Consider the following 23,619-nt stretch of genomic DNA (forward strand, 5'->3'; position numbering starts at 1 on the left):
ATGGATGGCCGGGGCCCGGTGGTGCCCCGGCGCACGGGCACAGTGACCGAGCCCGCTCGAGAAGGACTCGACCTGCGGATGTTCCGGCCGCCGGGGCTGTCCAGCGTCTTTCCACCGAGCCTCTAGAGACAGCCGGAAGTCTCGGCGTTGCCGTCGCGCGACAGGCCAGGTTCGGTGAGGGAGGAAGCATGGCGGAGGCAGTCAAGCCGGTGTCGCTGGTCACCGGTGCCACGAGCGGGATCGGTCTCGAGGTGGCCAGGCGGCTGGCCGGGCTCGGTGCCCGGGTCTATCTGTGCGCCCGCCGCGGCGAGGAGCTGGCGGCCACCGTGAAGTCCCTGCAGGACGAGGGGCTCGACGTCGACGGCAGCGCCTGCGACGTGGCGGTACCGGAGCAGATCCGCGCCTATGTCCGGGCCGCCGTGGACCGCTTCGGCCCGGTGGACATCCTGGTCAACAACGCCGGCCGGAGCGGCGGCGGGGCGACCGCTGAGATCGCCGACGACCTCTGGTTCGACGTGATCAACACCAATCTGAACAGCGTGTTCCTGATGACGAAGGAAGTCCTCAACGCCGGCGGAATGCTGGCCAAGGACCGGGGACGGATCATCAACATCGCCTCCACCGGAGGCAAGCAGGGCGTGGTGCACGCCGCGCCCTACTCGGCGTCCAAGCACGGAGTGGTCGGTTTCACCAAGGCGCTCGGTCTGGAGCTCGCCCGGACGGGGATCACGGTCAACGCGGTGTGCCCGGGCTTCGTCGAGACCCCTATGGCCGAACGGGTGCGCGAGCACTACGCGGGGATCTGGGGAGTTTCCGAGCAGGAGGCGCACGACCGCATCACGACACGGGTGCCGATGGGCCGGTACGTGGAGACCCGCGAGGTCGCGGCCATGGTCGAGTACCTGGTCGGCGACGACGCCGCGGCCGTCACCGCACAGGCCCTGAACGTGTGCGGCGGTCTGGGCAACTACTGAGACCGCCGAGCGGTCGCGACCGCGCCGGCCACGTCGCCGTCCGGGGTCGCACCGGTCACGTCAGCGGTCTCGTCGGCCGGCTCCGACTCCCGTATCCCGACGCTCAGTTCTGGAGGCATCATGACCACGCAGCACGAGGCGACGCCGTCCGCCCCACCCGGGCTGCTGTTCCACGACGACTTCCGCGAGGGCCTGCGCCACGACGGCCCCGAGGCGCGCTGGCAGCTGCGTGCGGTGGAGGACATGCCCGCGGGAGACGGGCTGATCAGCACCTCCGACGAGGGACTCGTGGTGCTCCCCACCGGGCGCAACGAGACCACCGGGGAGCCCGCGTTCGCCCGGCCCGAGGACCCCGGGGCGACCACCGAGTTCCTGCGCTGGGCCGCGTTCGTCGACCGCAGCACGGAGGACGGCGGCTTCGGATTCGCCACCCGCCCCGGCGAAGTACTCATCGCCACCACGGAGTTCGCCGTCCGCACCTACGGCACCGCCGCCCACCCCCTCGGCGACGCGGTCACCGACCACGACGCCGACATGCGGCTCGGCGCCGGCGCCCTGATCTGCATAGACCGCGCCACGGGCATGGTCTTCGACTTCGTGCTCACCAACACCGCCGTGCTCGCCCTCTACGAACGCCTGCCGAGGCCCGACGCCGAACACGCCACGTTCTCGTACGCCGTCCCCGTCGGCACCCGCGAGCCCGACCGGTTCCACACCTGCTCGGTGGAGCTGGACGCAGACGCGGGCGTGGTGCGCTGGATCCTCGACGGCGAGGAGGTGCTCACCGTCGACAAGATCGGTCACAAGGTGCTCGACGCCTCCCGGCTGATCTGGCAGAGCGAGGGCGAGGAGCGCACCGCCACCCCTCGCCAGCTCAACTTCGGGCTCTCCACCTTCACCGGCAAGGTCTGGGGCCAGGGAGTCCGACTCGCCGCACGCCGGCTGACCATCACCTCGGTGCCCGGCCCGCGCACAAGCGACTGACAGGAGAGATCGACCATCATGCGGTTGCACACGTACATCCCCAGCGAGACCCCCGGACAGGACGCCGTCGAGGCGGCGGACGTAGCGGTGCACGCCGAACACCTGGGCTACCACGGCGTCTGGCTCCCGGACCATCCCCTGCCCTACTACGAGTACCGGGACTTCTACGGCGGTGTCTGGGAACCGCTGGTCATGCTCGCGAACATCGCCGCCCGCACCACCACCGTACGGCTCGGCAGCGGCGTCCTGGTCGCGGCGATGCGCAATCCCTTCGCGGTGGCCAAGCAGGCCGCGACCATCGACCGGCTCTCCCACGGACGGCTCGACCTGGGCATCGGCGTCGGCATCGTGCTCAAGGAGTTCCAGAACATGGGCGCCGACTTCCACACCCGCGGCGCGCGCACCGACGAGATCATCCGGCTGATCCGCCACCTGTTCAAGGAAGGCCGGGGCCCCTTCGACGGGACGCACTACCCGCTGGGCGAGGAAGCCGTCTTCGCCCCCAAGCCGGTTCAGCCGGAGGTGCCCATCTGGATCGGCGGCCGCACCGAGGCCGCCTGGAAGCGGGCCGCGCGCACCGGCGACGCCTGGCTGTGCGCGATGACCGAGCCGGACGTCTTCGCCGCCAACCTCACCCGGATGCGCGACCTCACGGATCGCAAGGTCGTGGCGGGCGCCCGGATCCAGTTCTCCGCCGCCGAAGCCTCCTTCGAGCGGGCCGTCGAGGAGATCGAGGCGTGGAAGGCAGCCGGCACCGACGACCTGGTCGTCTGGTTCGGTGCCCCCGACGGCTATGTGGACCGCATGACCATGTTCGCCGAGGCCCTGGCCAAGACGCAGGGCGCCTGACCTCACCGTGGACGGCCCGCCCGCCCCACGACGGAGGCGCACACGCCCCCCAACACAGGCGTACCTGCCCCACAACGGAGGTGCACATGACCGACAAGCCCGTCGCCCTCGTGACCGGGTCCTCCTCCGGCATCGGTGAGGCCGTCGTCCGCAGGCTGTCCACCGCCGGGATGCGCGTGGTCGTCAACTCCGCCCGGTCGGCCGGGGCCGGGCGGAAACTCGCGGAGTCCCTGCCCGACGCGCTGTACGTACAGGCCGACATCTCCGCGGAGTCCGACGCCCGGCGGCTGGTCGCCACCGCGGTGGAGCACTTCGGCCGACTGGACGTCCTTGTGAACAACGCGGGCACCACCCGCCGTATCCCGCACGCCGATCTGACCGCCGCCACCCCGGAGATCTGGCGCGAGATCCTCGACGTCAATCTGATCGGCACCTGGCAGACCACGGTGGCCGCCGTACCCCACCTGACGGAGTCGGCGGGCACCGTGGTCAACATCTCCTCGATCGCGGGCAGCAGGCCCGCGGGCAGCTCCATCCCCTACGCGGTGAGCAAGGCGGCGATCGAGCATCTGACGCGCCTGCTGGCCGGCGTGCTCGGCCCTCGCATCCGGGTGAACGCGGTGGCTCCCGGGCTCATCGAGACGCCCTGGACCAGGGACTTCACCGACATCGCCCAGCACGTACGGGAGACCACCCCGCTGCGCCGCGTCGGGGTCCCCGAGGACGTCGCCGAGGCGGTGCTGGCCATGGCCGGTGCCACCTACACCACCGGAACGGTGCAGCTGGTGGACGGCGGCGCCCACCTGATCTGACGGCCTGTGGGCCGTGCCACCGGCCGCGGGACACCTCCCGCGGCCGGTTCGTCCTCTTGCACAGGGTCTTTGCCCTCCCCAGGTCCGAGGAGACACCGTCATGAAGCTGGGAGCGAATCTGGTGTACCAGGGCGCCGGCGAGCTGGCCCGCGCCGCGGAACACCTCGGGTACGACGTGGTGCTGGCGCCCGAGGGCTACCGCTCGGACGCCGCCAGCGTGCTCGGACTGATCGCGGGGCGGACCGAGCGGATCGGGCTGGCCTCCGGTGTCATGCAGATCCCCGCCCGGCCGCCGGGCCTGGCCGCGCTGACCGCGGCCACGCTGGACGCGCTCAGCGGTGGCCGGTTCCGGCTCGGGCTCGGTGTGTCCAACCCCGATGTCTCCGACGGCTGGTACGGAGCCCGGTTCGACCAGCCCCTCGCCCGCACCCGCGAGTACGTGGAGATCGTCCGCAGGGCGGTGGCCGGAGGCCCGGTGGAGTACCAGGGCCGCCACTTCCGGCTCCCCGCCTCCGGGCCAGGCGGCGGGGCACCGCTCCACATCCTCACCGAGTCGCCCCGTCCGCGCATCCCCGTCTACCTGGCCGCGGTCGGGCCGAAGAACCTGCGGCTGGCCGGCGAGATCGCGGACGGCTGGATCGGCGTGTTCACCTCCCCGGAGGCGGTGGCCAAGTCGGTCACCGAGATCCGCGCCGGACGCGAGCGGGCCGGCGCGGACATGGCGGGCTTCGACGTGCTGCCGAGTCTGCCGACGGCCGTGGCCGACGACGTGGCCACCGCCGCGGACGCCCTGCGCTCCCACTACGTCTACATGCTCGGCATCGGCGATCCCGACCGGAACTTCTACTGTGCGATGGCCGGGCAGATGGGCTTCGAGCGGGAGATGACGCACCTGCGTGAGCGCCTGGATGCCGGAGACCGGGCCGGCGCGGGCGCCGCCGTGCCGCTGGACTTCATCGACCGCACGGCGCTGCTCGGCCCCGTGGCACGGCTGGCCGAGCGGATGGTGGCCTATCAGGAGGCCGGGGTGACCACCCTCGGCATCATGGTGTCGGCCGCGGACACCTCGCCGGCCGGCCGGCTGCGCCTGCTGCGGCAGGCGGCCGAGGCGCTGGAGCGCTCGGGCGCGGGGGAGTAGCGCGCGCATACGGCGAAGGGTGCCGACCGCACGATGTGGTCGGCACCCTTCGCCGTATGCCGGTTCGCCGGACGGAATCAGGCGGACGGCCCCTCGGGCACGTTGCGCTTCTGCATGCCCGGGTGTTCCGGATCGATGCCCCAGCTCAGGATGCGGCGCGGGTACACCCTGATGAGCTCCTGGCTGAAGTGCGCCTGGGCGGGCGCGTGCCCGGAGATGGCCTCGGCCCGGCCGCGGATCTCGATGCCGCGTACCGTCCACGGACGGGCGGAGACCAGGTCGTCGACGACGAAGGCCACCTGCGGATTGCCGAGGATGTTCTTGAACTTGCGGCTCTCCGCGAGATTGCGGCCGCCGATGTCGAAGGTTCCCAGCTCGGTGTTGTACCGGAACGAGACGGGGTTGTTCTGCGGTGCGCCCTTGCTGTCGACCGTCGACAGGCGGCCCAGGTACTGGCTGTTCACATAGGCCAGTTCGGCCTCGGTCAGCGACACGACGATGGCTTCCCTTCCTGGTTCACTGCGGTCCTGCTGCGGTTCTTCGCCGGCGCCGTCAGCGGCCGGCCGGTGCGTCGGCGTTCCCGGCCGCGGCGGCCAGTGTGGTACGGCTGTTGCGGCCGAGGGCGTCACGGACATGGGCCCGGGCCTCGGCGAGGGTGGTGCCCGCACCCAGCACCTCCTCCACGGCCGCGGGGTTCAGCACGACCGTGTGCCGTGCCGTGACCGCGCTGCCGTCCGGACCGTACGCGAACGTCCACAGGCCACTGTGCCCCAACAACAGCTTCGGTGTCCGGCGTTGCTTGTACGCGATCCACTGCCCGCTCTCGCAGACGCGCACCGAGCTGGTGGTGTGCGCGGCGCCGTCCGAGGTCACCGTGTCCATCTCCAGCTCCTGGACGCCCGGCTCGGTCTCGGTGAGTCGTACCCGGGACACGTGCGGAAGCAGGCCGGCCCAGCGGTCCGCCCGGTACACGAAGTCGTAGGCTGACTTGACGTCGGTGGCGAGCCGCACGGTGTCCGTGAAGGAGAAGACGACGTCGGCCGCCGGGTGGCCGAACTCCGCCGTGCGCGCGAGCGCCTGGAGCTCCTCGGGACTGTTGCGGTCCAGTGCCTCGCTGATCCACCGCACCGTCTCCGGCGCGTCGTCGACCGCGGTGAAGTCGTGCCGGAGCACGATCTCGGTACGGTCGCCGTGCAGCGAGCGGAACAGCCACTCGCCGCCCATGGAGGCGATCGGCGGCCTGCTGTGCTCCTGCCGGAAGGTGATGCGCAGCCCTTCCGGGTCGAAGGTGCGGCGTGACACCCAGCTGGTGACCTGCCCGCCCACGAGCGCCCAGATCCGGAACCGCTCCGCACGCTCCGCGCGCTCCAGGTGGTGCACGTGCACGCTGGGGCCGAAGACGGCCGGCCAGCACGTCACATCGGCGACCAGCTCGTAGAGGACGTGCGGGGGAGCCGCGACGACGACGGTGTGCTCGGTGCTGTGCTGCCTGCCTTCTGCCATGGTGGGTCTCCTCGGCTGATCCGTGCGGGAAGTGGACCGGTGCCGCCGTCTCGGGACGGCGGCACCGGTGGGTCTGCGGGGCGGGGCGGGATCAGGCCGCGGCCGTGATTCCCTCGTTCACCAGGGTGAGCAGCGCCCGGGGCGTCTCCACGTCGGTGATCTCGTCGTCGGGGATGCTCACGCCGAATTCCTGGTTGATCCGGGCCGCGGTCTCCATCAGGGCCAGCGAGTCGTAGCCCAGCTCCTCGAAGGACGCGTCGAGCACGTCCCCCTCCGGGGCGCCGAGGCCGTCCTCGGCGCCGGCGCACTCGACGAGGATGCGCCGCAGGTCGTCAAGGGTCATGGTGGTCATGAGATGTCTCCTGGTGTTCGGGTGACCGGTTGTCAGGCGTGCGGGGTGCGATCCGCGGGGAGCGGCCGGGCCGTCGTACCGCTCAAGATCGGGGAACGGCGCGGACGACCACGGCCGCGTTGAAGCCGCGGTGGCCTCGCGCGAGCACCAGCGCGCTGCGCACGGGCCGTTCCCGCGGTTCCCCCAGGACGAGGTCCAGTCCGTACTCCTGCGGGACGTCCGAGGTGTTGCCGGTCGGCGGTATCACACCGTCGCGGATGGACAGCAGGGCGGTCGCCACATCCAGCGGGCCGCCGCCCGCGTGCAGCCGGCCGGTCAGCGACTTGGGCGCGGTGACCGGGACGCCACGCGGACCGAAGAGCTCGCGGATCGCCGCGGCTTCCGCCCGGTCCAGCTCGGCGCTGCCCGCCGCATCGGCGAAGACCACGTCCACGTCGGCCGGCGCGACACCGGAGTCGGCCAGGGCCGCCTCCGCCGCCCTGCGCAGCCCCGGCGGACGGCCGGAACCGGGCCGGGGGTCGAAGGTCGCGGCATACCCGGCGATCTCGCCGTACACATCGGCGCCCGTGACGCCCCGCTCGCGCGCCGAGCCCGCGTCCTCCACCACGAGCAGGGCACCGCCCTCTCCCGGGACATGGCCGCACGCGCGGGCGTCGAAGGGCAGATACGCGCCGTCCGGGTCGGGCACGGTGCTCACCCGTCCGCCGGCCAACTGGGAGACGTACCCCCAGGGGTCGAAGGCGGAGTCGACACCACCGGTGACGACGAGCCGGGTGCCGCGCCGGACGGTACGGCGGGCATGACCGAGCGCGTCGAGACCGCCCGCCTGTTCCCCGACCAGGGCCGCGCTCGGCCCGCGCATCCCGTTGCGGATGGAGATCTGACCGGTGTTCACCGCGTAGAACCACGCGAACGACTCGTAGACGCTCACGAACTCCGGCCCCTGGCTCCAGAGTTTGCGGAACTCGTGATGGGTGAAGTCGAAGCCGCCCAGGGCGTTGGACACGACCACGCCCATGTCGTAGTCCGCCAGGGCCTCGGGGCCGACACCCGCGTCGGCGAGCGCCCAGTCGGCGGCCACCAGGGCGAGGCGCGTGGAGACGTCGGTCTGCGGCAGCAGCCGGCCCGGCAGATGCTCCTCGGGCCGGAAGCCGGTGATCTGCCCGGCGAGCCGTGCCGGATAGCGCGACGTGTCGAACCGGGTGAGCTCGCCGATCCCGTTGCGGCCGTCGAGCACGGCCTTCCAGTACTCCTGCGTACCGAGGCCGTTGGGTGCGGTCACCCCGATCCCCGTGACCACCGCTGCGCCGCTCATGCGCGGGCTCCTTCCGGACGCCGGAGCACCATGGCGCTCTGGAACCCGCCGAATCCGCTGCCCACCGTCAGCACGGTGTCCACCCGCTGTTCGCGCGCGGTCAGCGGGACATAGTCCAGGTCGCACTCCGGGTCGGGCTGGTGCAGATTGGCCGTGGGCGGGATGACACCGTGCTCGATGGCCAGGGCGCAGGCCGCGATCTCGATGGAGCCGATGGCGCCGAGCGAGTGACCCACCATGGACTTGATGGAGCTGACCGGAATGTCGTAGGCGTGCTCGCCGAGGCTCCGCTTGAACGCCGCGGTCTCATGGCGGTCGTTCTGCTTGGTGCCCGAGCCGTGCGCGTTGATGTAGTCCACCGCGGTGGGGTCCAGGCGCGACTCGTCCAGCGCCGTCCGGATGGCCTCGGCCATCTCGCGGCCGTCCTTCTTCAGCCCCGTCATGTGGTAGGCGTTGCAGCGCGTCGCGTACCCGGTCACCTCGGCGTAGATCCGGGCGCCACGGGCCCGCGCCGCGTCGTACTCCTCCAGTACGAACATCGCGGCGCCCTCGGCCAGCACGAACCCGTTGCGGGAGCCGTCGAACGGCCGGGAGGCGTGCTCGGGATCGTCGTTGCGGGTGGTGGTCGCCTTGATGGCGTCGAAGCAGGCCACCACGATCGGTGAGATGGGCGTGTCCGTGGCACCGGCGACCATGACGTCGGCCGAGCCCTCACGGATCAGCTGGACGGCGTAGCCGACCGCGTCCAGACCCGAGGTGCAGCCGTCGGAGACCATGGTCACCGGCCCCTCCGCGCCCACCTCCCAGGCCACCTCGGCGGGCATCACGCCCGGGCTGAGGTAGTCGAACATGTGGGACGAGAGATAGGCGTGGTCCACCAGCCACTCCCGGCCGGCGTCCGACATCACCAGATACTCGTTCTCCAGGCTGGTCGCGGACGCCACCGCGCTGCCCAGGGCGACACCGATCCGGTGCGGATCGCCCGCCCGTGTCTCCAGCCCGCTGTCCACCACGGCCTCCCGCGTACACGCGACGGCGAACTGGGTGGCGCGGTCCATCCGGCGGATCTGCCGCGGGCTCAGACCTTCCGCCTCGGCGTCGAACACCACCTGGCCGGCGACCTGGGAGCGGAAGGGGCCGGGGTCGAAGAAGTCGATCCGCCGGGTGGCCGTACGGCCCGCGGTCAGCAGATCCCAGAACTCCTTCGTTCCGGTCCCACCGGGCGCACGGACACCGATACCTGTGATCACGACGCGCCGGGTCACCGCACACCTCCGGCACGAGGGGGTTCTTTCGAGCAGACCATCGCAGTGCGTTCCTTTCGCCTGTGCCCGACGGGGTCGTCCACCGTCGGCGGTAGGGCAACGCCGCCCGCGTCGAGCAGCCTGTGCCGGACGGCTCGAGCCCGGCTCGAAACCGGGTGGTAGCGCCCCGCCTCCGGCGGCCGGCCGAGGGATTCCAGCGGTCGGCGAGGCAGTCTCGAGCGGACCGGACGACCGTCGTCGCACAGGAGCGGGCCCTACGGCGCGTCCCCGCCGCCGTCACGAGGAGGGATTCCTGATGGAACGCCGAACGAACGAGGAGGCGTCACGGCCGGCCGACGGCGCCGTCGGCGCGCTGGCCGAACTCGCCGCCGCGCACGCCGCGAAGGCGGAGCTCGACCGCCGGCTGTCCCCGGAGACGTACGAGGCGATCCGGGGCGCCGGTTTCGCCCGGCACTTCGTGCCCGCCCGCTGGGGTGGCAGCGAGGGAACCTTCGACGACCATGTGCGCGATGTGGCCGCGGTCGCCGAGGGGGACCCCTCGGCCGCCTGGTGCGCCTCCATCGCGGCCACCATCGGCCGGATGGCGGGATTCCTGCCCGAGGAGGCGCAGCGTGTCATCTGGGGTGAGGGTCCGGACGTCTTCCTCGTCGGCGCGCTGCTGCCCGCGGGCACCGCGGAGCCGGTGGCAGGCGGCTGGCTGCTCAGCGGCCGCTGGCCGTACATGAGCGGGGTCCACTTCTCGGACCACGCCATGCTGTGCTGCCTGGTGCCCCTGGCCCGCGGTGGCAACGAGGTGCGTTTCCTGCTGGTGCCGCGGGCGGCCTACACCGTCGAGGAGAGCTGGTTCATGACGGGTATGCGGGCCACCGGCAGCGACACGCTGGTGCTGGAGCCCACCTTCGTACCCGCCGAGCACTCCGTGGCGCGGCACGATGTGATCTCCGGCCGGGCTCCGGGGTCGTCGCCCGCCTGCCACGCGGTGCCGCTGAAGGCGGTGAGCGGACTCTCCTTCGCCGCCCCCGTGCTGGGCGCCGCCCGCGGTGCGCTGGCCCAGTGGATGGCCAAGGTCGCCCAGAAGCGGGCGGCACCGTCCACGAACCGGCTGCTCGGCGTCAGTGAGGCCGCCACCGACGCGGTGCTTGCCCGCACGGCCGGGCAGATCGACGCGGCCCAACTGCTTCTGGAACGCGCGGCGAAGGAAGCGGACCGAGGCGGGATCACCCCGCTGGTGGCCGCCCGCGCCCATCGGGACCAGACCCTGGCGGCCGACATCGTGGTGACCGCGGTCAACGAGCTGTTCCGCAACGCGGGCACCAGCGGCGCGAGCGAGACGGGCTCCCTGGCCCGCTTCTGGCGGGATGCCAACACCGGCGCGGCCCACGCGATCCTGCAGTTCGAGCCGGCCGCCCGTGCCTACGCGGAACTGGCCTTGGCCGACGCGGACATGGGACAGGGGGCTGAGATCCGGGGCCGGGAGAGGTGACAGGGGCCGGCTCCAGGTGCGGCTGAGAGGCGGCGCGGGCGGTGGAGGTGGGTTGAGGGGCGTTCGGGTGTGTGCCGGGCTGTTGCGGTGGAGGCGGGTCCGGGTGCGACCGGGGCGGGCGGCGGAGGCGGCTCCGGACCTGCCCCGGCCGGAGAGGGGGGAGGCCGGCTCCAGGTGCGGCTGGAGGCGGCGTGGGCGGCGGAGGCGGCTCCGGACCTGCCCCGGCCGGAGAGGGGGGAGGCCGGCTCCAGGTGCGGCTGGAGGCGGCGCGGGTGGTGGAGGTCGGTCGGGGGGCGTTCGGGGCAGGAGCCCGGCCGCTTCTCGCCGTGGTCCGTCTGCGGCGCGCCGACAGGCGGGGCGTTCCTTCGGGTGTGCTCCAACCAGGCCCTGAGCGGAGGGCGTTCGCGCCGTGGTCCAGCGGCGCGCTCACCGGCCCGGTGCGGAGTCCCACGGTGCGCTCGGTGTGCCTTCGTACGACTTCTTCCTGCGGTGCCGTGCCCTTGCTACGGCGCCACTTCCCGCGGCGTGCTCTACTCCTCGCCAACGCCCCCCGCGCCGCCCTTCTCCCCGCCGCCGTCCTCTCCCGCGCCACCCGGGGCCAGTTGGCGGACGAGGTCGCGGAGGCCTCGTTCGTAGCGGGCGCGGAAGTCCGGGTCGTCGATGCCGGTGCCGAACAGCCGGCGTGCCATGTCGGGGAACACCACGGGAGCCGCCACCGCGCCGAGCAGCACCAGGCGGAGTGACGCCGGGTCGAGACCGGGAGCCACCTCGCCTTCCTCCTGACGGCGGCGTACGCCGGACAGGTCCTCGGGCTCGGCGGGAGGCCGGGCGGCGGCGGTGTCCTGTGGCTCGGAGAGCCCGCGCCAGGCGAGCAGCCGCATGGGGCGCGGATCGCGGAGCGCGTCGTCCAGGTACCTGGCGGCGAGTTCGGCGAGCGGCAGCGACTGGTCGGCGAAGGCCGCCTCGCGTTGCAGCCAGGCGCGCTGCACCGCCAGGTACAGCCCCTCCTTGCTGTCGAAGTGGTAGTTGACGAGGTCCTTGCTGACACCCGCGCGTGCGGCGATGTCGCGTACGCGGGCCCCCGTGAAACCACGGGCCGCGAACTCCTCCAGGGCGGCATCGAGCAGGGCCGCGCGGGTGCGCTCGGCGTCGACTTGCCGGTCCTCGGGGGTCCGGGCACGCCGTGGCGTGCGGCGGGGCGAGGCGGCGGAGCGGGAATCGGCGGTCGTCATGGGCCAAGATTACGGCTTAGACAGACGTTTGACATCGCTCGACAGCTGTCTAACAATGGGTGACATGAGCGCTGTCCCCACGCAAGGCACCGCACAGGCCACCGCACCGGTGCCCTTCTCACCCGCGTTACGACGCGCCATAGGCGTGATCATGATCGGCGCGTCGCTCTCGTTCCTCGACTCCACCGTCGTCAACGTGGCGCTGGACACCGTCGCCTCCGACCTGGCCGTACCGCTCACCGATGTGCAGTGGACGGTCACCGCGTATCTGCTGGCCTTCGGCGCGGTCATCCCGGTGACCGCCTGGGCTGCCCAACGGCTGGGTGCCGCGCGGCTCTACCTCGTGTCGCTGCTGGTGTTCACCCTCGGTTCCGCATGCTGCGCGCTGTCGGGCAGCATCGGCCAACTGGTGGCGAGCCGGGCCCTGCAGGGTCTCGGCGGCGGGGCGATCATGCCGGTCGGCACGATCATCTGGACCCGCATGGCCGACCGGTCACAGATGGCGCGCGTGATGAGCATGGTCGGCATCCCGATCGTGCTCGCCCCGATGATCGGCCCGCTCATCGGCGGACTACTGGTAAAGGGTGCTGGCTGGCAGTCCATCTTCTGGATCAACATCCCCCTGGGCCTGGTGGGCGCCGTACTCGCCCGGCGGCTGCTGCCCCGTGACCGCGGCTCGGAGGCCGGGCCCCTCGACATCCCGGGCCTGGTGCTCGCCGCCGGAGGACTGGTCGGACTGACCTACGGTCTGGCCGACATCGGCACCCGGGCCGAGCTCACCGACCGCTCGATCGCCGTGCTGGTGGCCGCGGTCGTGTTCCTCGCCCTGTTCGTCGTGCGGTCGCTGCGCGTGCCCCATCCGCTGCTGGACATGCGGCTGTACGCCAACCGGCTGTTCAGCGCCGCGGCACTGACCATGTTCAGCCTCGGTGTCGCCCTGTTCGGCGGCATGATCCTGCTGCCGCTGTACTTCCAGATCGTCCGCGGCGAGGACGTCGTCAGCACCGGGCTGCTGCTGGTGCCGAGCGGAGTCGGCGCGCTTGCCGCCAACCGGCTGGCGGCGCCACTGACGGACAAGCTGGGCGGGGGAACGACCGCGCTGCTCGGCGGCGTCATCGCCGCGGTCTGCACGATCCCCTTCCTCTTCCTCACCGCCGGCACCTCCTATCCGCTGCTCGCCATCGCCATGGCCACGCGAGGAGCCGGCATCGGTCTGTCCCTCACCCCGGTGATGACCTCCGCCTACCGCACACTGCCGCCGCAGAAGATCAAGGACGCGACACCTCAGCTCAACGTCCTGCAGCGGGTGGGCGGTTCGATCGGCACCGCCGTCCTCACCATCGTCCTCTCCCACCAACTCGCCGGTCAGGTACGCCCGTCCGGCCGGGCCCAGGCCTTCGGGGACACCTTCGGCTGGGTCATCGTCGCCGCCGTCATGGCGATCGTCCCCACGGTCCTGCTCTTCGTCACCGAGCGGGCACAGCGTGCGGCCTTCACCGCACACGACAAGCACTCTTGACCACGTTGGACAAGGAGTACGCATGACCACGGTTCTCGTCATCGGCGCCACGGGCAAGCAGGGCAGGGCGGTCACCGAACTGCTGCTGCGGCGAGGCCATGACGTTCTCGCCCTGACCCGCGACACCGGTTCCCCCGCGGCCCGCGCGCTGGCCGACCTGGGCGCCCGCCCGGTCGCCGGCAGCCCTGCGGACGCGGAGGCACTGTCCAAGGCCGTCACCGGCGTGGACGCGGTGTTCGGTCTCTCACTGCCGTTCGGCCCCGGAGGCAAGGAGCAGGAGGTCGCCCAGGGGCGGCTGTTGGTCGACACCGCCGCGCAGGCGGGCGCGCACCTGGTGTACTCCTCGCTGCGCGGAGCCGACCGCATCGTCGACAGCCAGGTCGCCCATGCCGGCAGCAAGCAGCAGATCGAGGCGTATCTGCGGGAGAAGGACGAGCTGCGCGCGACCGTCCTCGGCCCCGTCTACTTCATGGAGAACATGCTCAACGTCAGGTTCAACGGACTGGCGGGCGGCCGGCTCGCCATGCCGCTGTCGCCCGGCAAGAAGTTGGACCAGGTGACAGTGCTGGACATCGCGGGCCTGGCCGTGCACGCCATCGAGAACCCCGAGGACCTGGCCGGCAAGCGGATCGATCTCGCCTCCGACAGCGTGACTGGGACACAGGCGGCGGCTGCGCTCAGCGCTGTGCTCGGCAAGGAGATCCCCTACCACCAGATGCCGATCGAGCAGGTGCGGCAGTGGGCCGGCGACGAGGTCGCCGCAATGTTCCAGCGCTTCGAGGAGAACACCCACTTCGTGGACCGGATGGCGCTGCGTGCCGCGTATCCGGAGGTGTCCTGGCACAGCTTCGAGCAGTGGGCCCGCACCGTGGACTGGGAGCGGTTGCTGCAGGTGTGACGCCCGCAAACCGATGACGGCGCCGCCGTCCCGGACGGTCCGGGACGGCGGCGCCGTCACGAGTTCCCGCGCGAGTCAGCCCGCGTACGGAAACCGGTACTTGCCGGATGCCTCCTCCTCCGCCTCCCTCCGGGAACGCGCACCCGTGAGCGACAGATCCAGGATGTGGCCGAAGAGCACGGCCTGAGTCGTGAGGGCGAGAGGGTCGGACCTCGGCTCCCGAGGAGCGCGAGGCGCGTCGGGACGTCGACGAACGACACCGAAGTCGAGCGCGGTTGTCGAGAGAGCGGCTTTGTCCTGCATGCTGACGCACCACCATCCTGCTGGTCCGGACGCCGGTCCGTGCCCGGCCCGTCACCGGCAGCGTTCCAGCCACGCCTCGAGCGGCACTGAACCGTCGGTGGACCGTTCCTGTCAGCGATGGGCACCCGGCGTACAGCGCGTGCGCTTCATGTCACCGGACGCCAGACGATGTCGTCCCGGGCGGAGAGTGCCGCGACCGCGTCGGCGGCGTCGAGCGGCAGCGGCATCGGACAGCGCCTGCGGATCTTGCTGAGTTCCCGGTGCGAGCGGACGAAGCCGGCGAAGTCGCGTGGGTAGGCGGCGGCGTCCACCCGCGACGCCTACGTCATCGCCGACACCGCCCGCCTACGACGGGACTTCGCCCCGGTTGTCGGCGTACACGTGAACGTGCATAGCCGCGTACGGATGAACGTGCAGAGTTCTTGATGTGCTGAGGGCTGAGATTCGCCACTCTGCTGCCTGTTGTTTCGAGGTCGCAGAGAGGGGTGGGCCGTGGTCTTGGATCCGCAGCGCTGGCTGGAACTGCGGCGCTTTCGCGGCCTGGTCGAGTCCGGAGCCATGAGCCTGACCGAGGTCGCCAAGGAGAAAAGACTGCCTGGTCGCTTTCGGCGGCAACCTCTACTCGGTCCCCGCCCGCAAGGTCCGTCCTCGCCAGCTGGTCGAGGTCCGGGCCACGAAGTCCCAGGTCATGCTCCACTCGACCGTTGCTGACACCGGCGGACAGACGCTGCTGGCCGTCCTGTGGGCCCTGCTCCGCGACAACCGGCCCTTCACAACCACACCACCAGGGAGGGCCATTGCCTCAGCAGGAGGTTGAGCCCGCCGCCGGCTGCGCTTCACAGTCGCGCATTGAGGGTCATGAACGCGCGGCGCTCGATGAAGTGTCCAAAGGCCGGTTCGGGCAGCCCGCCCGAGAGGTCCACTCCGCACATGTAGAGCTCTGGACGATTCGATAGCAGCTCGAAGTCGCGCAGCGCATCGTCGAAAGCACAGATGACGCCCGGCTCGGACGCGGAGTCGATCAACAGGACGCGATCATGGGCGCCCATAGGAGTCATCCTTGCCCACTCCACTGCCTCTTCATCTGAGACGCCCTGAAGCCCGAGGGATCGACACGGCAAGCCTCGCCAGTCGATGCCATGGCCCGCCCACGGCAGGGTGCAGAGATAGGCATCGAACGCTGAAGCAAGCTCGACCGTGCTGATCGAAGCATCGTGTTCCGCGATCCAGCGGGAGACCTCTTCAGCACGCACACGCGCAGGGTAGTCGAGCCGCCCGCGGGGCACCATCGACGTCAGTCGGCTCTGGACCGGTACTCCTCGACGTGGGAGACCACGCTTGACTGAGTCATTACCGAGGACGACGGTTTGATGTCATCTCGTGACTGGGCGCGTCAGCCGCAGAGAGACCTGCCATCTCAAGGTCGCACCAGGATTCGTGTGACTCCCGCGAACAGCGTCGTGGCCAGTGTCCAGCCACTGATGATCAGTGCATAGGCCAGCACCTGACTGGACCCGCTCGGATTCCACGCCCCCGATTGACCGAGGCTCACCACCGGCACTAGCAGGTCGAGCGTGTAGGCGACCGCGTTGAATTGCGGGCCGCCCGTGCCCAGCGGCGCAGGGTGGTGGGACGCGAAGTAGACCGATCCGGCGGCAAGCAGGCCCAGCAACCACAGCCCGGCCAGCCACGGCCGATACCCGTACCCGACCGTTGCGTCCTGGAGGAGGCCCCATGCTTTCGCCGGCACGCCCGCCGCCGCCCGCGAAGTCGCCTGGATGCAGGCCGCCGACACCGGCCCTGGGATACCCGCGGCCCACGCGGGCAGACGCGATCTTGCGGGCCTGGTCCTGGACATCGACGCCACCCTGATCACCTGCCACTCCGAGAAGGAACAGGCGGCGGCCACCTATAAACACGGCTTCGGCTACCACCCGCTGCTGTGCTTCCTGGACAACACCGGCGAAGCCCTGGCCGGCCTGCTGCGGCCGGGCAACGCCGGCGCCAACACCGCCACCGACCACATCACCGTCCTGGACGCGGCCCTGGCCGGCCTGCTGCGCAGATCCCCGACGCCCACCGCCACGGCATCGACATCCTCATCCGTGCCGACAGCGCCGGAGGAGCGAAAGCCTTCCTCGCCCACGTCCGAGCACTGCGCGAGCGGGGTACCCACTCCTCCTTCTCCGTCGGACATCCGTCACCGATCCTGTCCGCCGCGCAATCCGGGCCCTGCCCGACCGCCTATGGCACCCCGCACTCGAGCAGGACGGCACCCTGCGAACCAGCGCCGAAGTGGCTGAACTGACCGGCATGGTCCACCTGGCCGACCACCCGGACGGCACCCGGATCATCGTCCGGCGCGAGCGGCCGCACCCTGGAGCCCAGTTGACCCTGTTCGACCTCGATGAAGGCATGCGCCACCAGGTCTTTCTCACCGACACCCCCAATGGAGAAGGCTCACTGCAGCACCTGGAGGTCCGCCACCGCGCGCACGCCCGCGTCGAGGACCGGATCCGCTGGGCAAGGCCACCGGCTTCGGCCGCTTCCCTTCCCGTCACTTCGCGCTCAACGCCTCCTGGCTGGAGCTTGCCCTGACCGCCATCGATCTGCTCGCCTGGGCCCAGGCGCTATTGCTGGACGGTGAGTTGGCCTCCGCCGAGCCGAAGAAAGTCCGATACCGGCTGCTGCACGCAGCAGCCCGCTTCACCCGCGGAGGCCGCCTCCTTCGCCTGCGGATCGCCGCCACCTGGCCCTGGCGCCATGAGCTGACCACCGCGTTCGCCCGCCCTCGCGGCCCTGCCGAGGCCGGCCACCTGACCAACGGCGCCGTCTCTGCCCACCCACGACCCGAGGAACCCGGAGCACCCGACCCGAGCGCCGAGCCCCAGCCATGCCCACCCGTCGACAGCCACGGCCCACCGCGGCCAGCCCAGCTCAGCCGACCCAACTGAAACGCGGAGGCTAAGCGTGTATTTCTTGTCGCTCGGCATCGCGGATGGCGCGAGCGGCGTTGATGAGACCGATGTGGCTGAAGGCTTGGGGGAAGTTGCCGAGGGCCTCTGCTGTGGTGGAGTCGGTCTCCTCGGCCAGCAGGCCGAGGTCGTTGGCGTGTGCGAGGGCGGTTTGGAAGGCGTGTCGTGCACGGGTGGTGTGGCCGGTGAGGGCGAGGGCTTGGGCAAGCCAGAAGGTGCACAGCAGGAAGGTGCCTTCTTCTTCCTGTAGTTCGTCGGTGAGGTAGCGGCGGACCAGGCCGTTGTGGTCGGTCAGTTGGGTGGCGATGGCCAGCACGGTGGACTGGATGCGGGGGTCGTGTGGTGGCAGGAAGCCGACGATGGGCAGCATCAGTGCGGAGGCGTCGAGGTCGTCGGTGTCGAATGCCTGGGCGAAGGCGCCCAGGTAGGGGTTCCAGCCGCGTTGTTCGATGGCTTGGCGGATCTGGTCGCGCTCGTGCTGCCAGTGGGGCAGGCGTTCGTTGGCCTGGAGGGCAGGGGCCATGCTGATGGCGCGGTCCAGGGCAACCCAGCACATCAGTTTCGAGTGGAGGAAGTGTCTGCTGGGTCCGCGTCTTTCCCAGATGCCTTGGTCCGGTTGGGTCCACCGCTGGGCGGCTGTCTCGGCTGCCTGGAGCAGGAAGGTGCGGGTGGCTGGGTCGAGAGGCTCATCGGGTGGAAGGGTCTGGGCTGCGGCGTCGAGGAGTTCGCCGTAGACGTCGAGTTGGCGTTGGCGCCAGGCGTCGTTGCCGATCCGGACGGGGCTGCTGTTGCGCCAGCCGGTCAGGTGAGGCAGGGGCCGCTCGCTCAGATCACGTTCTCCGCCGATGCCGTACATGATCTGCAGGTCGGCGCCGCGGTCGAGTTGGCTTGCCGCGGCCCGGGCGAGGAAGCCGAAGAACCGGTTCTTCTCCTTCTCGCAGGCGGCCGTGGCCAGTGCCTGAATGGTAAAGCTGGCGTCGCGGACCCATGTGTAGCGGTAGTCCCAGTTGCGCATTCCGCCCGTCTTCTCGGGCAGAGAGGTGGTGGCCGCGGCGACGATGGCCCCGGTGGGTGCGAAGGTCAGGGCCCGCAGCACGCGTCCACTGTGGCTCACTTCGTCCTGCCAGGGGCCGACGTAGCCGCGGTGGAGCTTCGACCAGGAGCGCCAGCCTTCGACGGTGTCGGACATGCGACGCCGGATCCGTCCCGTCCGCCAGGCCGCCGACTCCCTCTCCCACGCCGTCCCGACGTGCAGGGCGAATCCGAGGCGCTGCCCTGCCGAGAGCGGGATTCGGCCGTGAGCCGTGGAGCCGCTCGTCCGCAGGTCGACGGGGCTCGACAGCAGCAGGACATGGGCGCCCCCGTACGCCGCAAGCCCACCCGGCACGGCTGAGAGGAGTGGGTGGACGAGTCCGAACTCCGGGCGCGGTGCGTAGGCGATCTCGATGTCCACCCGCCCTTCGGTGCAGGTGATCTGCCGCAGCAGCATTCCGGGGGAAGCGGTGCCGAGCGCGTGCCGGCGTTCTCGCCGTCCCAGGGCAAGGGCATCCCGCAGGACCGCCGTGCCCCCGGTCGTGCGGAAGACCGTCTCCAGAACGAGGGTGTCCTCGACGTAACGGCGGCTGATGTCGACCGGGCCGGTGACAGGGCGGATGGACCAGTGGCCGGCGTCCTCGTCGAGGAGCCGGGCGAAGATCGCCGGGCTGTCGAACCGGGGCACGCACAGCCAGTCCACCGAGCCGTCGGAGGTCACCAGCGCGGCCGAGCGGCAGTCTGACAGCAGGGCGTGGTCACCGATCGGTCGCGCACTCATGCGTCGCAGCCCGTCCACCTCGGGGCGAGCGCTGCCCGGCCGGGACGACGTGAGCAGTCGCCCGCGCCGCAGGTCTCTCCAGGTGCCTGACGGGTGACATGGATCCCAGCCTCCCTGAACAGCGGATTCGCCTCCAGCCAATCAGCATGATCGGTGGATCGCACGTGCCGGTTGCCGACGGTTGCTCCGACCGAGTGGCACGAGCTGGTGCCGCGCTCGGCGTCCGGTCGGCGTACGTCGTGTCTCCCCGCCGCCGCGTGGCCGACCCCGCGTCATCGGCGAGGTCCCGAGGCTGAATCCGCACGGCCGAGGGCGTGGAAGCGTCGGTGGCCGTATCCCCACTGGTCGGTGACGCTGAGGGCAAGGTCGGCGGCGATCCTGTGGAGCGCTGGTCGTCCGAGCCGTGCCCAGGGAAAGTACGGGCCGCTCCGGCCGTGGAGGTCCTCGAACCGGGCGGCGAACTGTTCCTCGACGTCGTCGGGGTCGACCTCGACGACGAGGCGCCCGGTGGGGGCGACGAGGCTGCCGCAGCGGCGCAGCAGGCCACGAGGATCGCCTCCGATGCCGATGTTGCCGTCGATGAGCAGCACCGTCTGCCAGCCTCTCTCTGCCGGCAGTCGGTCGAAGACCGATCGGCACAGTGCGAGCCCGCCCAGAGTGGTGGTCAGGGCGACCGCGCGGGGTGTGATGTCGACCCCGAGGGCGAAGACTCCCCGGCTCAGGAGTGCTCTGCACATGCGGCCCGGGCCGCAGCCGACGTCGAGGACGGGGCCGATGCAGCGTTCCAGTACGGTCTTGTCGGCCGCCGTGGGCAGCTCGTGCCAGCGGTGTACCGGCATCCGGATGCGGCGCCCGTCGGCCAGCCGTAGGTACACCGGTTCTCGGCCGGGTCGCAGGGCGAGTGCGTAGGGATCCTCGTCGGCGTCGTACAGCTCGTCCTCGTCCGTTGTCACGGTGCTGCGCCATGGCCTGCGGCCGGTCGGTTCTTGTCGCTGCGGCCGGCCCGCCTCAGGCGGCGCAGTCTCATCGCGAAGGCCACGGCGGAGGCAGCGAAGAGCATGCCGGTGATCGCCAGCCATCGGCCGAGGTAGACGCTGTCGGACAGAGCGGTGTCGCCGGGGTAGGGGACCGCCAGACGGAGGACGAGAGGGAACCAGACCAGCAGGAGCAGACCGGACAGGAAGACGGGGACGCGCAGGTGGTTGATCCACGGCACCCTCGGTCCGTCGGCGGCTCGGTGCCGCAGTACGGAGAGGGCCGACAGGTCGGCGAGCGAGTACAGGGGCAGCAGGATGAGGTCGTGGAGGATCGCCGCACCGACGAACCAGATCGCCGCCTCCCAGGGCTGGACGGAGAACAGGCGCAGCATGGCGTAGCCGGTCAGGGCGAACGAGGCGATCAGGACGAGCAGGTGCAGGGGGCCGGAGCCGTACCAGCGGACGATTCGTGTCATGGTCACGCCCTGAAGGTGAGCCGGTGGACCCACTTGGTGTTGTTCACGCCGGGGTTGGCCGGGACGATGATGCGGGCCGGGTAGCCGTGGTCGAGTGAGAGGGCCGCGCCGTTGACGCGGAGGGCCAGCAGCGCTCGGGGGTCGTGGATCTGGTTGCCGCGCAGCACCACCCTGGTGAAGGGGCCGGGGGGCTGGATGGACTGGACCAGGACGCTTGCGGCGTCGGGCAGTCCGGCCAGAGCGGCGAGGTCGGCCAGCCTGAGGCCGCTCCAGTGCTGGTCTTCGGTGGACCATCCCTCCACGCAGGCGATCGGCAGTGCGGCGGCGTGCTGGGGCATCGCCAGGAGCTGCTCGCGGGTGAAGACCCGTGGTGCTCCACGTCCGTGGATCTCCAGCCGCCAGGTGGGGCCGACGAGAGCGGGGGTGACGCTGACTTTCGCCGCTGTCTTGTTGATCTGGAAGCTGTTCGGGCCGCTGCCCGGGTCGCGGTTGTGGGGTGCGAGCAGTGCGGTGGCGCGCAGCCGGCCGCCGATGCTCTGTCCGGCGGTCACGACGAACAGGAGCAGCGATCCCGCGCCCACCATGCCCACCGCGCCGCGGCGGGTCATCGTGGGCGGGGCGGGAGAGGCTGCCACCAGGCCGTCGGGATCGGGTGGTTCGGGCACGGTGTGGGCGAGGTCGGTGCGCAGTTCGGCGCCCAGGCTGCGCGAGCGCAGTGCCCGGGCCATCCGGCCGAGTCTGAGGCACACGTGGACGACGAAGGCGGCGATGAACACCCAGGCGCCGTAGAAGTGCAGGCGGTAGAACGAGCCCGGGAAGACGTAGTACAGCTGAATGTTGACGATGCCGGTGACGAACTCGAAGATGACGCCGCCGACCAGCATCAGCAGCGAAAGCCGCTCCAGGCCGTGGGCGACGGAGCGCACCGGCAGCCATTCGAACAGCTTCGGGATCACCGACCACAACTTGGCCAGCAGCACCGGCACCAGCACCACACCCAGCGTCACGTGCACGCCCTGCAGCAGCCGGTACAGCCAGTACGGGTGCGTCGGCCAGGCGAAGAGGTAGAACCCCAGCACGCCCTTGTCGGGTGTCTCGTCGTTGAAGGGGCTCAGCCCGGGGTTGTAGGAGGCGTAGGAAAGCAGTCCGGTGACGAACAGAACCGGAATGCCGACCAGGAGGACCAGTCCGAACACCGATGTCAGCCAAGGCCCGCGGATCGGACTGCGCCAGAATCCAGCACGGAAAGGCCCCGGGGGCGCAGGAGTCTGCCCGGCCCGGCGCACGAGGGCCTTGGCACGAGCGGCCCCCTTGGTGGCCCGCGCCGCAACGGCAACGCGAACGCGCTCGAGGCACCCCTGCGCATGACTCTCGTCCGATCCCCGCCGCTGCGGCCCGCCGGAACCCGCAGTCGGTGGCCGTCCGCCACTGCCCACGACTGCCTCCCCTGTTCCCAGACCGTCCCTCAACGTGGGGATCGAACCCCACCGCTCCGTCAGTGCCTGTCACATCGTCAGCCACAAACTGGCACAGATCGGGTCGGCTCACGGTGCCTGCCGTGCAGGCGGGTGTCCGTCGTCAGCCGAACGGCAGAACCGGCGCTCCGCACGGCTCGACGGGTCACACGGTGGCCTCATGATGGTGGGGTGCGACGCCTCAGCGCACGACGCAGCGCCACCACCTGGCTCGGCCGCACCGCGCTGACCAGGGAGGTGTTCTAGTTCGTCGTGATCGGCGTCGCCTCCACTATGGCCCAGGCCACGCCGTACTGGGTTCTGCGCCAGTGGTCGTCGCCCACCCTGGCCAATTTCACCTCCCTCCTTGTCGTCACCCTCCTCAACACGGAGGCCAACCGCCGGCTGACCTTTCACGGGTCCCGGGTCCGGGTCCTGCGCCCGGGCTGGTTGCGGGTTGTCTAGTCTGACCTCCTGAACCGGGTCTGTACGGTGAGCGGTGTAACTCCCGAGCTGGAAGCGACAGTTGATGACTGACGTGACGAGTGACACCGAGGCCGGGAAGGCCGCTGTGAGGGGGGCGGGCTCCGTGGATGGCGGGCTGGTCGCCGAGCTGGTGGCCCGGGCCCAGGCCGGTGGGGTGAAGCTCACCGGGGAGGGCAGCCTGCTGCAGCAGCTGACGAAGCGGGTGCTGGAGTCCGCGCTGGAAGGCGAACTCACCGATCACCTGGGCCACGAGCCCGGTGAGCGGGCTGAGGGCGGCCGGGAGAACTACCGCAACGGACGCCGCTCCAAGACGGTGATCACCGAGTCGGGGCCGGTCGAGATCGCGGTGCCGCGGGACCGGGCCGGGTCGTTTGAGCCGCAGCTGGTCAAGAAGCGGCAGCGGCGTCTGGGCGGGGTGGACGAGATGGTCCTGTCGCTGTCGGCGAAAGGGCTCACGCACGGGGAGATCTCCGCGCATCTCGCCGAGGTGTACGGCGCGGAGATCTCCAAGTCCACGATCTCCACGATCACCGACAGCGTGATGGCCGGCATGACCGAATGGCAGAACCGTCCCCTGGACAGCGTCTACCCTGTCGTCTTCATCGACTGCGTGAATGTGAAGGTCAGGGGCGGGCAGGTCGCCAACCGACCTGTCTACATGGCGGTGGCGGTCACCACCGAGGGACACCGGGACATCCTGGGCCTGTGGATCGGCGACGGAGGTGAGGGCGCGAAGTACTGGCTCCAGGTCCTGACCGAGATCAAGAACCGCGGCGCGGCCGATGTCCTGATGCTGGTCTGCGACGGCCTG

The 23,619-nt window shown here is 70.8% G+C and carries 23 protein-coding genes and 2 pseudogenes; 12 read left to right on the forward strand and 13 right to left on the reverse strand.

Annotated features, from left to right (window positions below; all coding sequences use genetic code 11):
• Positions 1-188: 188 nt before the first annotated feature.
• The 5 genes from ACFYOH_RS26510 to ACFYOH_RS26530 all read left to right on the forward strand — a co-directional run bounded on the left by ACFYOH_RS26510 (position 189) and on the right by ACFYOH_RS26530 (position 4,757).
• Positions 189-974 (forward strand): 3-oxoacyl-ACP reductase, encoded by a 786-nt coding sequence (locus ACFYOH_RS26510; protein ID WP_388630085.1) that lies wholly within the window; start codon positions 189-191, stop codon positions 972-974.
• A 120-nt stretch (positions 975-1,094) separates the two neighbouring features.
• Positions 1,095-1,958 carry a DUF6081 family protein gene (locus ACFYOH_RS26515; RefSeq protein WP_388630088.1) on the forward strand — a complete coding sequence of 288 codons (864 nt, stop codon included), beginning with the start codon at positions 1,095-1,097 and terminating at the stop codon, positions 1,956-1,958.
• Positions 1,959-1,976: 18 nt separating this feature from the next.
• Positions 1,977-2,807, forward strand: coding sequence for a TIGR03619 family F420-dependent LLM class oxidoreductase (locus ACFYOH_RS26520; protein ID WP_388630091.1), 831 nt, complete (start codon positions 1,977-1,979; stop codon positions 2,805-2,807).
• 86 nt (positions 2,808-2,893) lie between these two features.
• On the forward strand, positions 2,894-3,619 hold the full coding sequence (locus ACFYOH_RS26525; protein WP_388630094.1) for an SDR family NAD(P)-dependent oxidoreductase: 726 nt from the start codon (positions 2,894-2,896) through the stop codon (positions 3,617-3,619).
• 100 nt (positions 3,620-3,719) lie between these two features.
• Positions 3,720-4,757, forward strand: coding sequence for an LLM class flavin-dependent oxidoreductase (locus ACFYOH_RS26530; protein WP_388630097.1), 1,038 nt, complete (start codon positions 3,720-3,722; stop codon positions 4,755-4,757).
• Positions 4,758-4,834: 77 nt separating this feature from the next.
• Here the strand turns inward: ACFYOH_RS26530 and ACFYOH_RS26535 are convergent, their stop codons facing one another.
• From ACFYOH_RS26535 to ACFYOH_RS26555, 5 genes are all read right to left on the reverse strand, one after another.
• On the reverse strand, positions 4,835-5,251 hold the full coding sequence (locus tag ACFYOH_RS26535; RefSeq protein WP_388630100.1) for a PPOX class F420-dependent oxidoreductase: 417 nt from the start codon (positions 5,249-5,251) through the stop codon (positions 4,835-4,837).
• Between the two features lie 58 nt (positions 5,252-5,309).
• Positions 5,310-6,260 (reverse strand): aromatase/cyclase, encoded by a 951-nt coding sequence (locus ACFYOH_RS26540; RefSeq protein WP_388630103.1) that lies wholly within the window; start codon positions 6,258-6,260, stop codon positions 5,310-5,312.
• 91 nt (positions 6,261-6,351) lie between these two features.
• On the reverse strand, positions 6,352-6,612 hold the full coding sequence (locus ACFYOH_RS26545) for an acyl carrier protein (RefSeq protein WP_388630105.1): 261 nt from the start codon (positions 6,610-6,612) through the stop codon (positions 6,352-6,354).
• A gap of 82 nt (positions 6,613-6,694) precedes the next feature.
• Complete coding sequence (locus ACFYOH_RS26550) at positions 6,695-7,927, reverse strand: ketosynthase chain-length factor (protein ID WP_388630107.1); 1,233 nt, start codon at positions 7,925-7,927, stop codon at positions 6,695-6,697.
• Positions 7,924-9,192, reverse strand: a complete 1,269-nt coding sequence (locus ACFYOH_RS26555) for a beta-ketoacyl-[acyl-carrier-protein] synthase family protein (RefSeq protein ID WP_388630110.1) — start codon at positions 9,190-9,192, stop codon at positions 7,924-7,926. The genes ACFYOH_RS26550 and ACFYOH_RS26555 overlap by 4 nt, the downstream gene beginning before the upstream one ends.
• A 295-nt stretch (positions 9,193-9,487) precedes the next feature.
• On the opposite strand from ACFYOH_RS26555, the gene ACFYOH_RS26560 reads away from it, so the two are divergent.
• Positions 9,488-10,675, forward strand: coding sequence for an acyl-CoA dehydrogenase family protein (locus ACFYOH_RS26560; RefSeq protein ID WP_388630113.1), 1,188 nt, complete (start codon positions 9,488-9,490; stop codon positions 10,673-10,675).
• A 530-nt stretch (positions 10,676-11,205) separates the two neighbouring features.
• Here ACFYOH_RS26560 and ACFYOH_RS26565 read toward each other — a convergent pair.
• The gene (locus ACFYOH_RS26565; protein ID WP_388630116.1) at positions 11,206-11,907 is read right to left on the reverse strand and encodes a TetR/AcrR family transcriptional regulator; all 702 of its coding nucleotides are present in this window, start codon (positions 11,905-11,907) and stop codon (positions 11,206-11,208) included.
• A 64-nt stretch (positions 11,908-11,971) separates the two neighbouring features.
• On the opposite strand from ACFYOH_RS26565, the gene ACFYOH_RS26570 reads away from it, so the two are divergent.
• Positions 11,972-13,426 carry an MDR family MFS transporter gene (locus ACFYOH_RS26570; protein ID WP_388630119.1) on the forward strand — a complete coding sequence of 485 codons (1,455 nt, stop codon included), beginning with the start codon at positions 11,972-11,974 and terminating at the stop codon, positions 13,424-13,426.
• Positions 13,427-13,448: 22 nt separating this feature from the next.
• On the forward strand, positions 13,449-14,324 hold the full coding sequence (locus ACFYOH_RS26575; protein WP_388630122.1) for an NmrA/HSCARG family protein: 876 nt from the start codon (positions 13,449-13,451) through the stop codon (positions 14,322-14,324).
• Positions 14,325-14,773: 449 nt separating this feature from the next.
• Here the strand turns inward: ACFYOH_RS26575 and ACFYOH_RS26580 are convergent, their stop codons facing one another.
• Complete coding sequence (locus ACFYOH_RS26580; RefSeq protein WP_388630125.1) at positions 14,774-14,938, reverse strand: hypothetical protein; 165 nt, start codon at positions 14,936-14,938, stop codon at positions 14,774-14,776.
• Positions 14,939-15,213: 275 nt separating this feature from the next.
• Here ACFYOH_RS26580 and ACFYOH_RS26585 point away from each other — a divergent pair.
• Positions 15,214-15,366 (forward strand): annotated as a pseudogene (locus ACFYOH_RS26585) (IS21 family transposase); the annotation flags it as partial.
• A gap of 97 nt (positions 15,367-15,463) precedes the next feature.
• Here ACFYOH_RS26585 and ACFYOH_RS26590 read toward each other — a convergent pair.
• Together ACFYOH_RS26590 and ACFYOH_RS26595 are read right to left on the reverse strand one after the other, a co-directional pair.
• Positions 15,464-15,880 carry a hypothetical protein gene (locus ACFYOH_RS26590; protein ID WP_388630128.1) on the reverse strand — a complete coding sequence of 139 codons (417 nt, stop codon included), beginning with the start codon at positions 15,878-15,880 and terminating at the stop codon, positions 15,464-15,466.
• A gap of 164 nt (positions 15,881-16,044) precedes the next feature.
• Positions 16,045-16,422, reverse strand: a complete 378-nt coding sequence (locus tag ACFYOH_RS26595; protein ID WP_388630131.1) for a hypothetical protein — start codon at positions 16,420-16,422, stop codon at positions 16,045-16,047.
• On the opposite strand from ACFYOH_RS26595, the pseudogene ACFYOH_RS26600 reads away from it, so the two are divergent.
• Positions 16,382-17,447 (forward strand): annotated as a pseudogene (locus ACFYOH_RS26600) (IS1380 family transposase); the annotation flags it as partial. The gene ACFYOH_RS26595 and the pseudogene ACFYOH_RS26600 overlap by 41 nt on opposite strands.
• Before the next feature lie 144 nt (positions 17,448-17,591).
• Here the strand turns inward: ACFYOH_RS26600 and ACFYOH_RS26605 are convergent.
• The 4 genes from ACFYOH_RS26605 to ACFYOH_RS26620 all read right to left on the reverse strand — a co-directional run bounded on the left by ACFYOH_RS26605 (position 17,592) and on the right by ACFYOH_RS26620 (position 22,154).
• Positions 17,592-19,415: a glycoside hydrolase family 15 protein gene (locus ACFYOH_RS26605; RefSeq protein ID WP_388630134.1), complete on the reverse strand. Its 1,824-nt coding sequence runs from the start codon at positions 19,413-19,415 to the stop codon at positions 17,592-17,594.
• A 272-nt stretch (positions 19,416-19,687) separates the two neighbouring features.
• On the reverse strand, positions 19,688-20,368 hold the full coding sequence (locus ACFYOH_RS26610; protein ID WP_388630137.1) for a class I SAM-dependent methyltransferase: 681 nt from the start codon (positions 20,366-20,368) through the stop codon (positions 19,688-19,690).
• Positions 20,365-20,868 (reverse strand): hypothetical protein, encoded by a 504-nt coding sequence (locus ACFYOH_RS26615; protein WP_388630181.1) that lies wholly within the window; start codon positions 20,866-20,868, stop codon positions 20,365-20,367. The genes ACFYOH_RS26610 and ACFYOH_RS26615 overlap by 4 nt, the downstream gene beginning before the upstream one ends.
• 2 nt (positions 20,869-20,870) lie before the next feature.
• A complete protein-coding gene (locus tag ACFYOH_RS26620) occupies positions 20,871-22,154 on the reverse strand; it encodes a molybdopterin-dependent oxidoreductase (RefSeq protein ID WP_388630140.1) in 1,284 nt (427 codons plus the stop codon).
• 441 nt (positions 22,155-22,595) lie between these two features.
• Between ACFYOH_RS26620 and ACFYOH_RS26625 the strand changes: the two genes are divergently transcribed.
• Positions 22,596-22,787: a hypothetical protein gene (locus ACFYOH_RS26625; RefSeq protein WP_388630143.1), complete on the forward strand. Its 192-nt coding sequence runs from the start codon at positions 22,596-22,598 to the stop codon at positions 22,785-22,787.
• 64 nt (positions 22,788-22,851) lie between these two features.
• Positions 22,852-23,619: IS256 family transposase (locus tag ACFYOH_RS26630; RefSeq protein WP_388630146.1), on the forward strand; the 768-nt coding region annotated here is incomplete at its 3' end.

Source organism: Streptomyces sp. NPDC007856 (assembly GCF_042868225.1).
Lineage (GTDB): Bacteria > Actinomycetota > Actinomycetes > Streptomycetales > Streptomycetaceae > Streptomyces.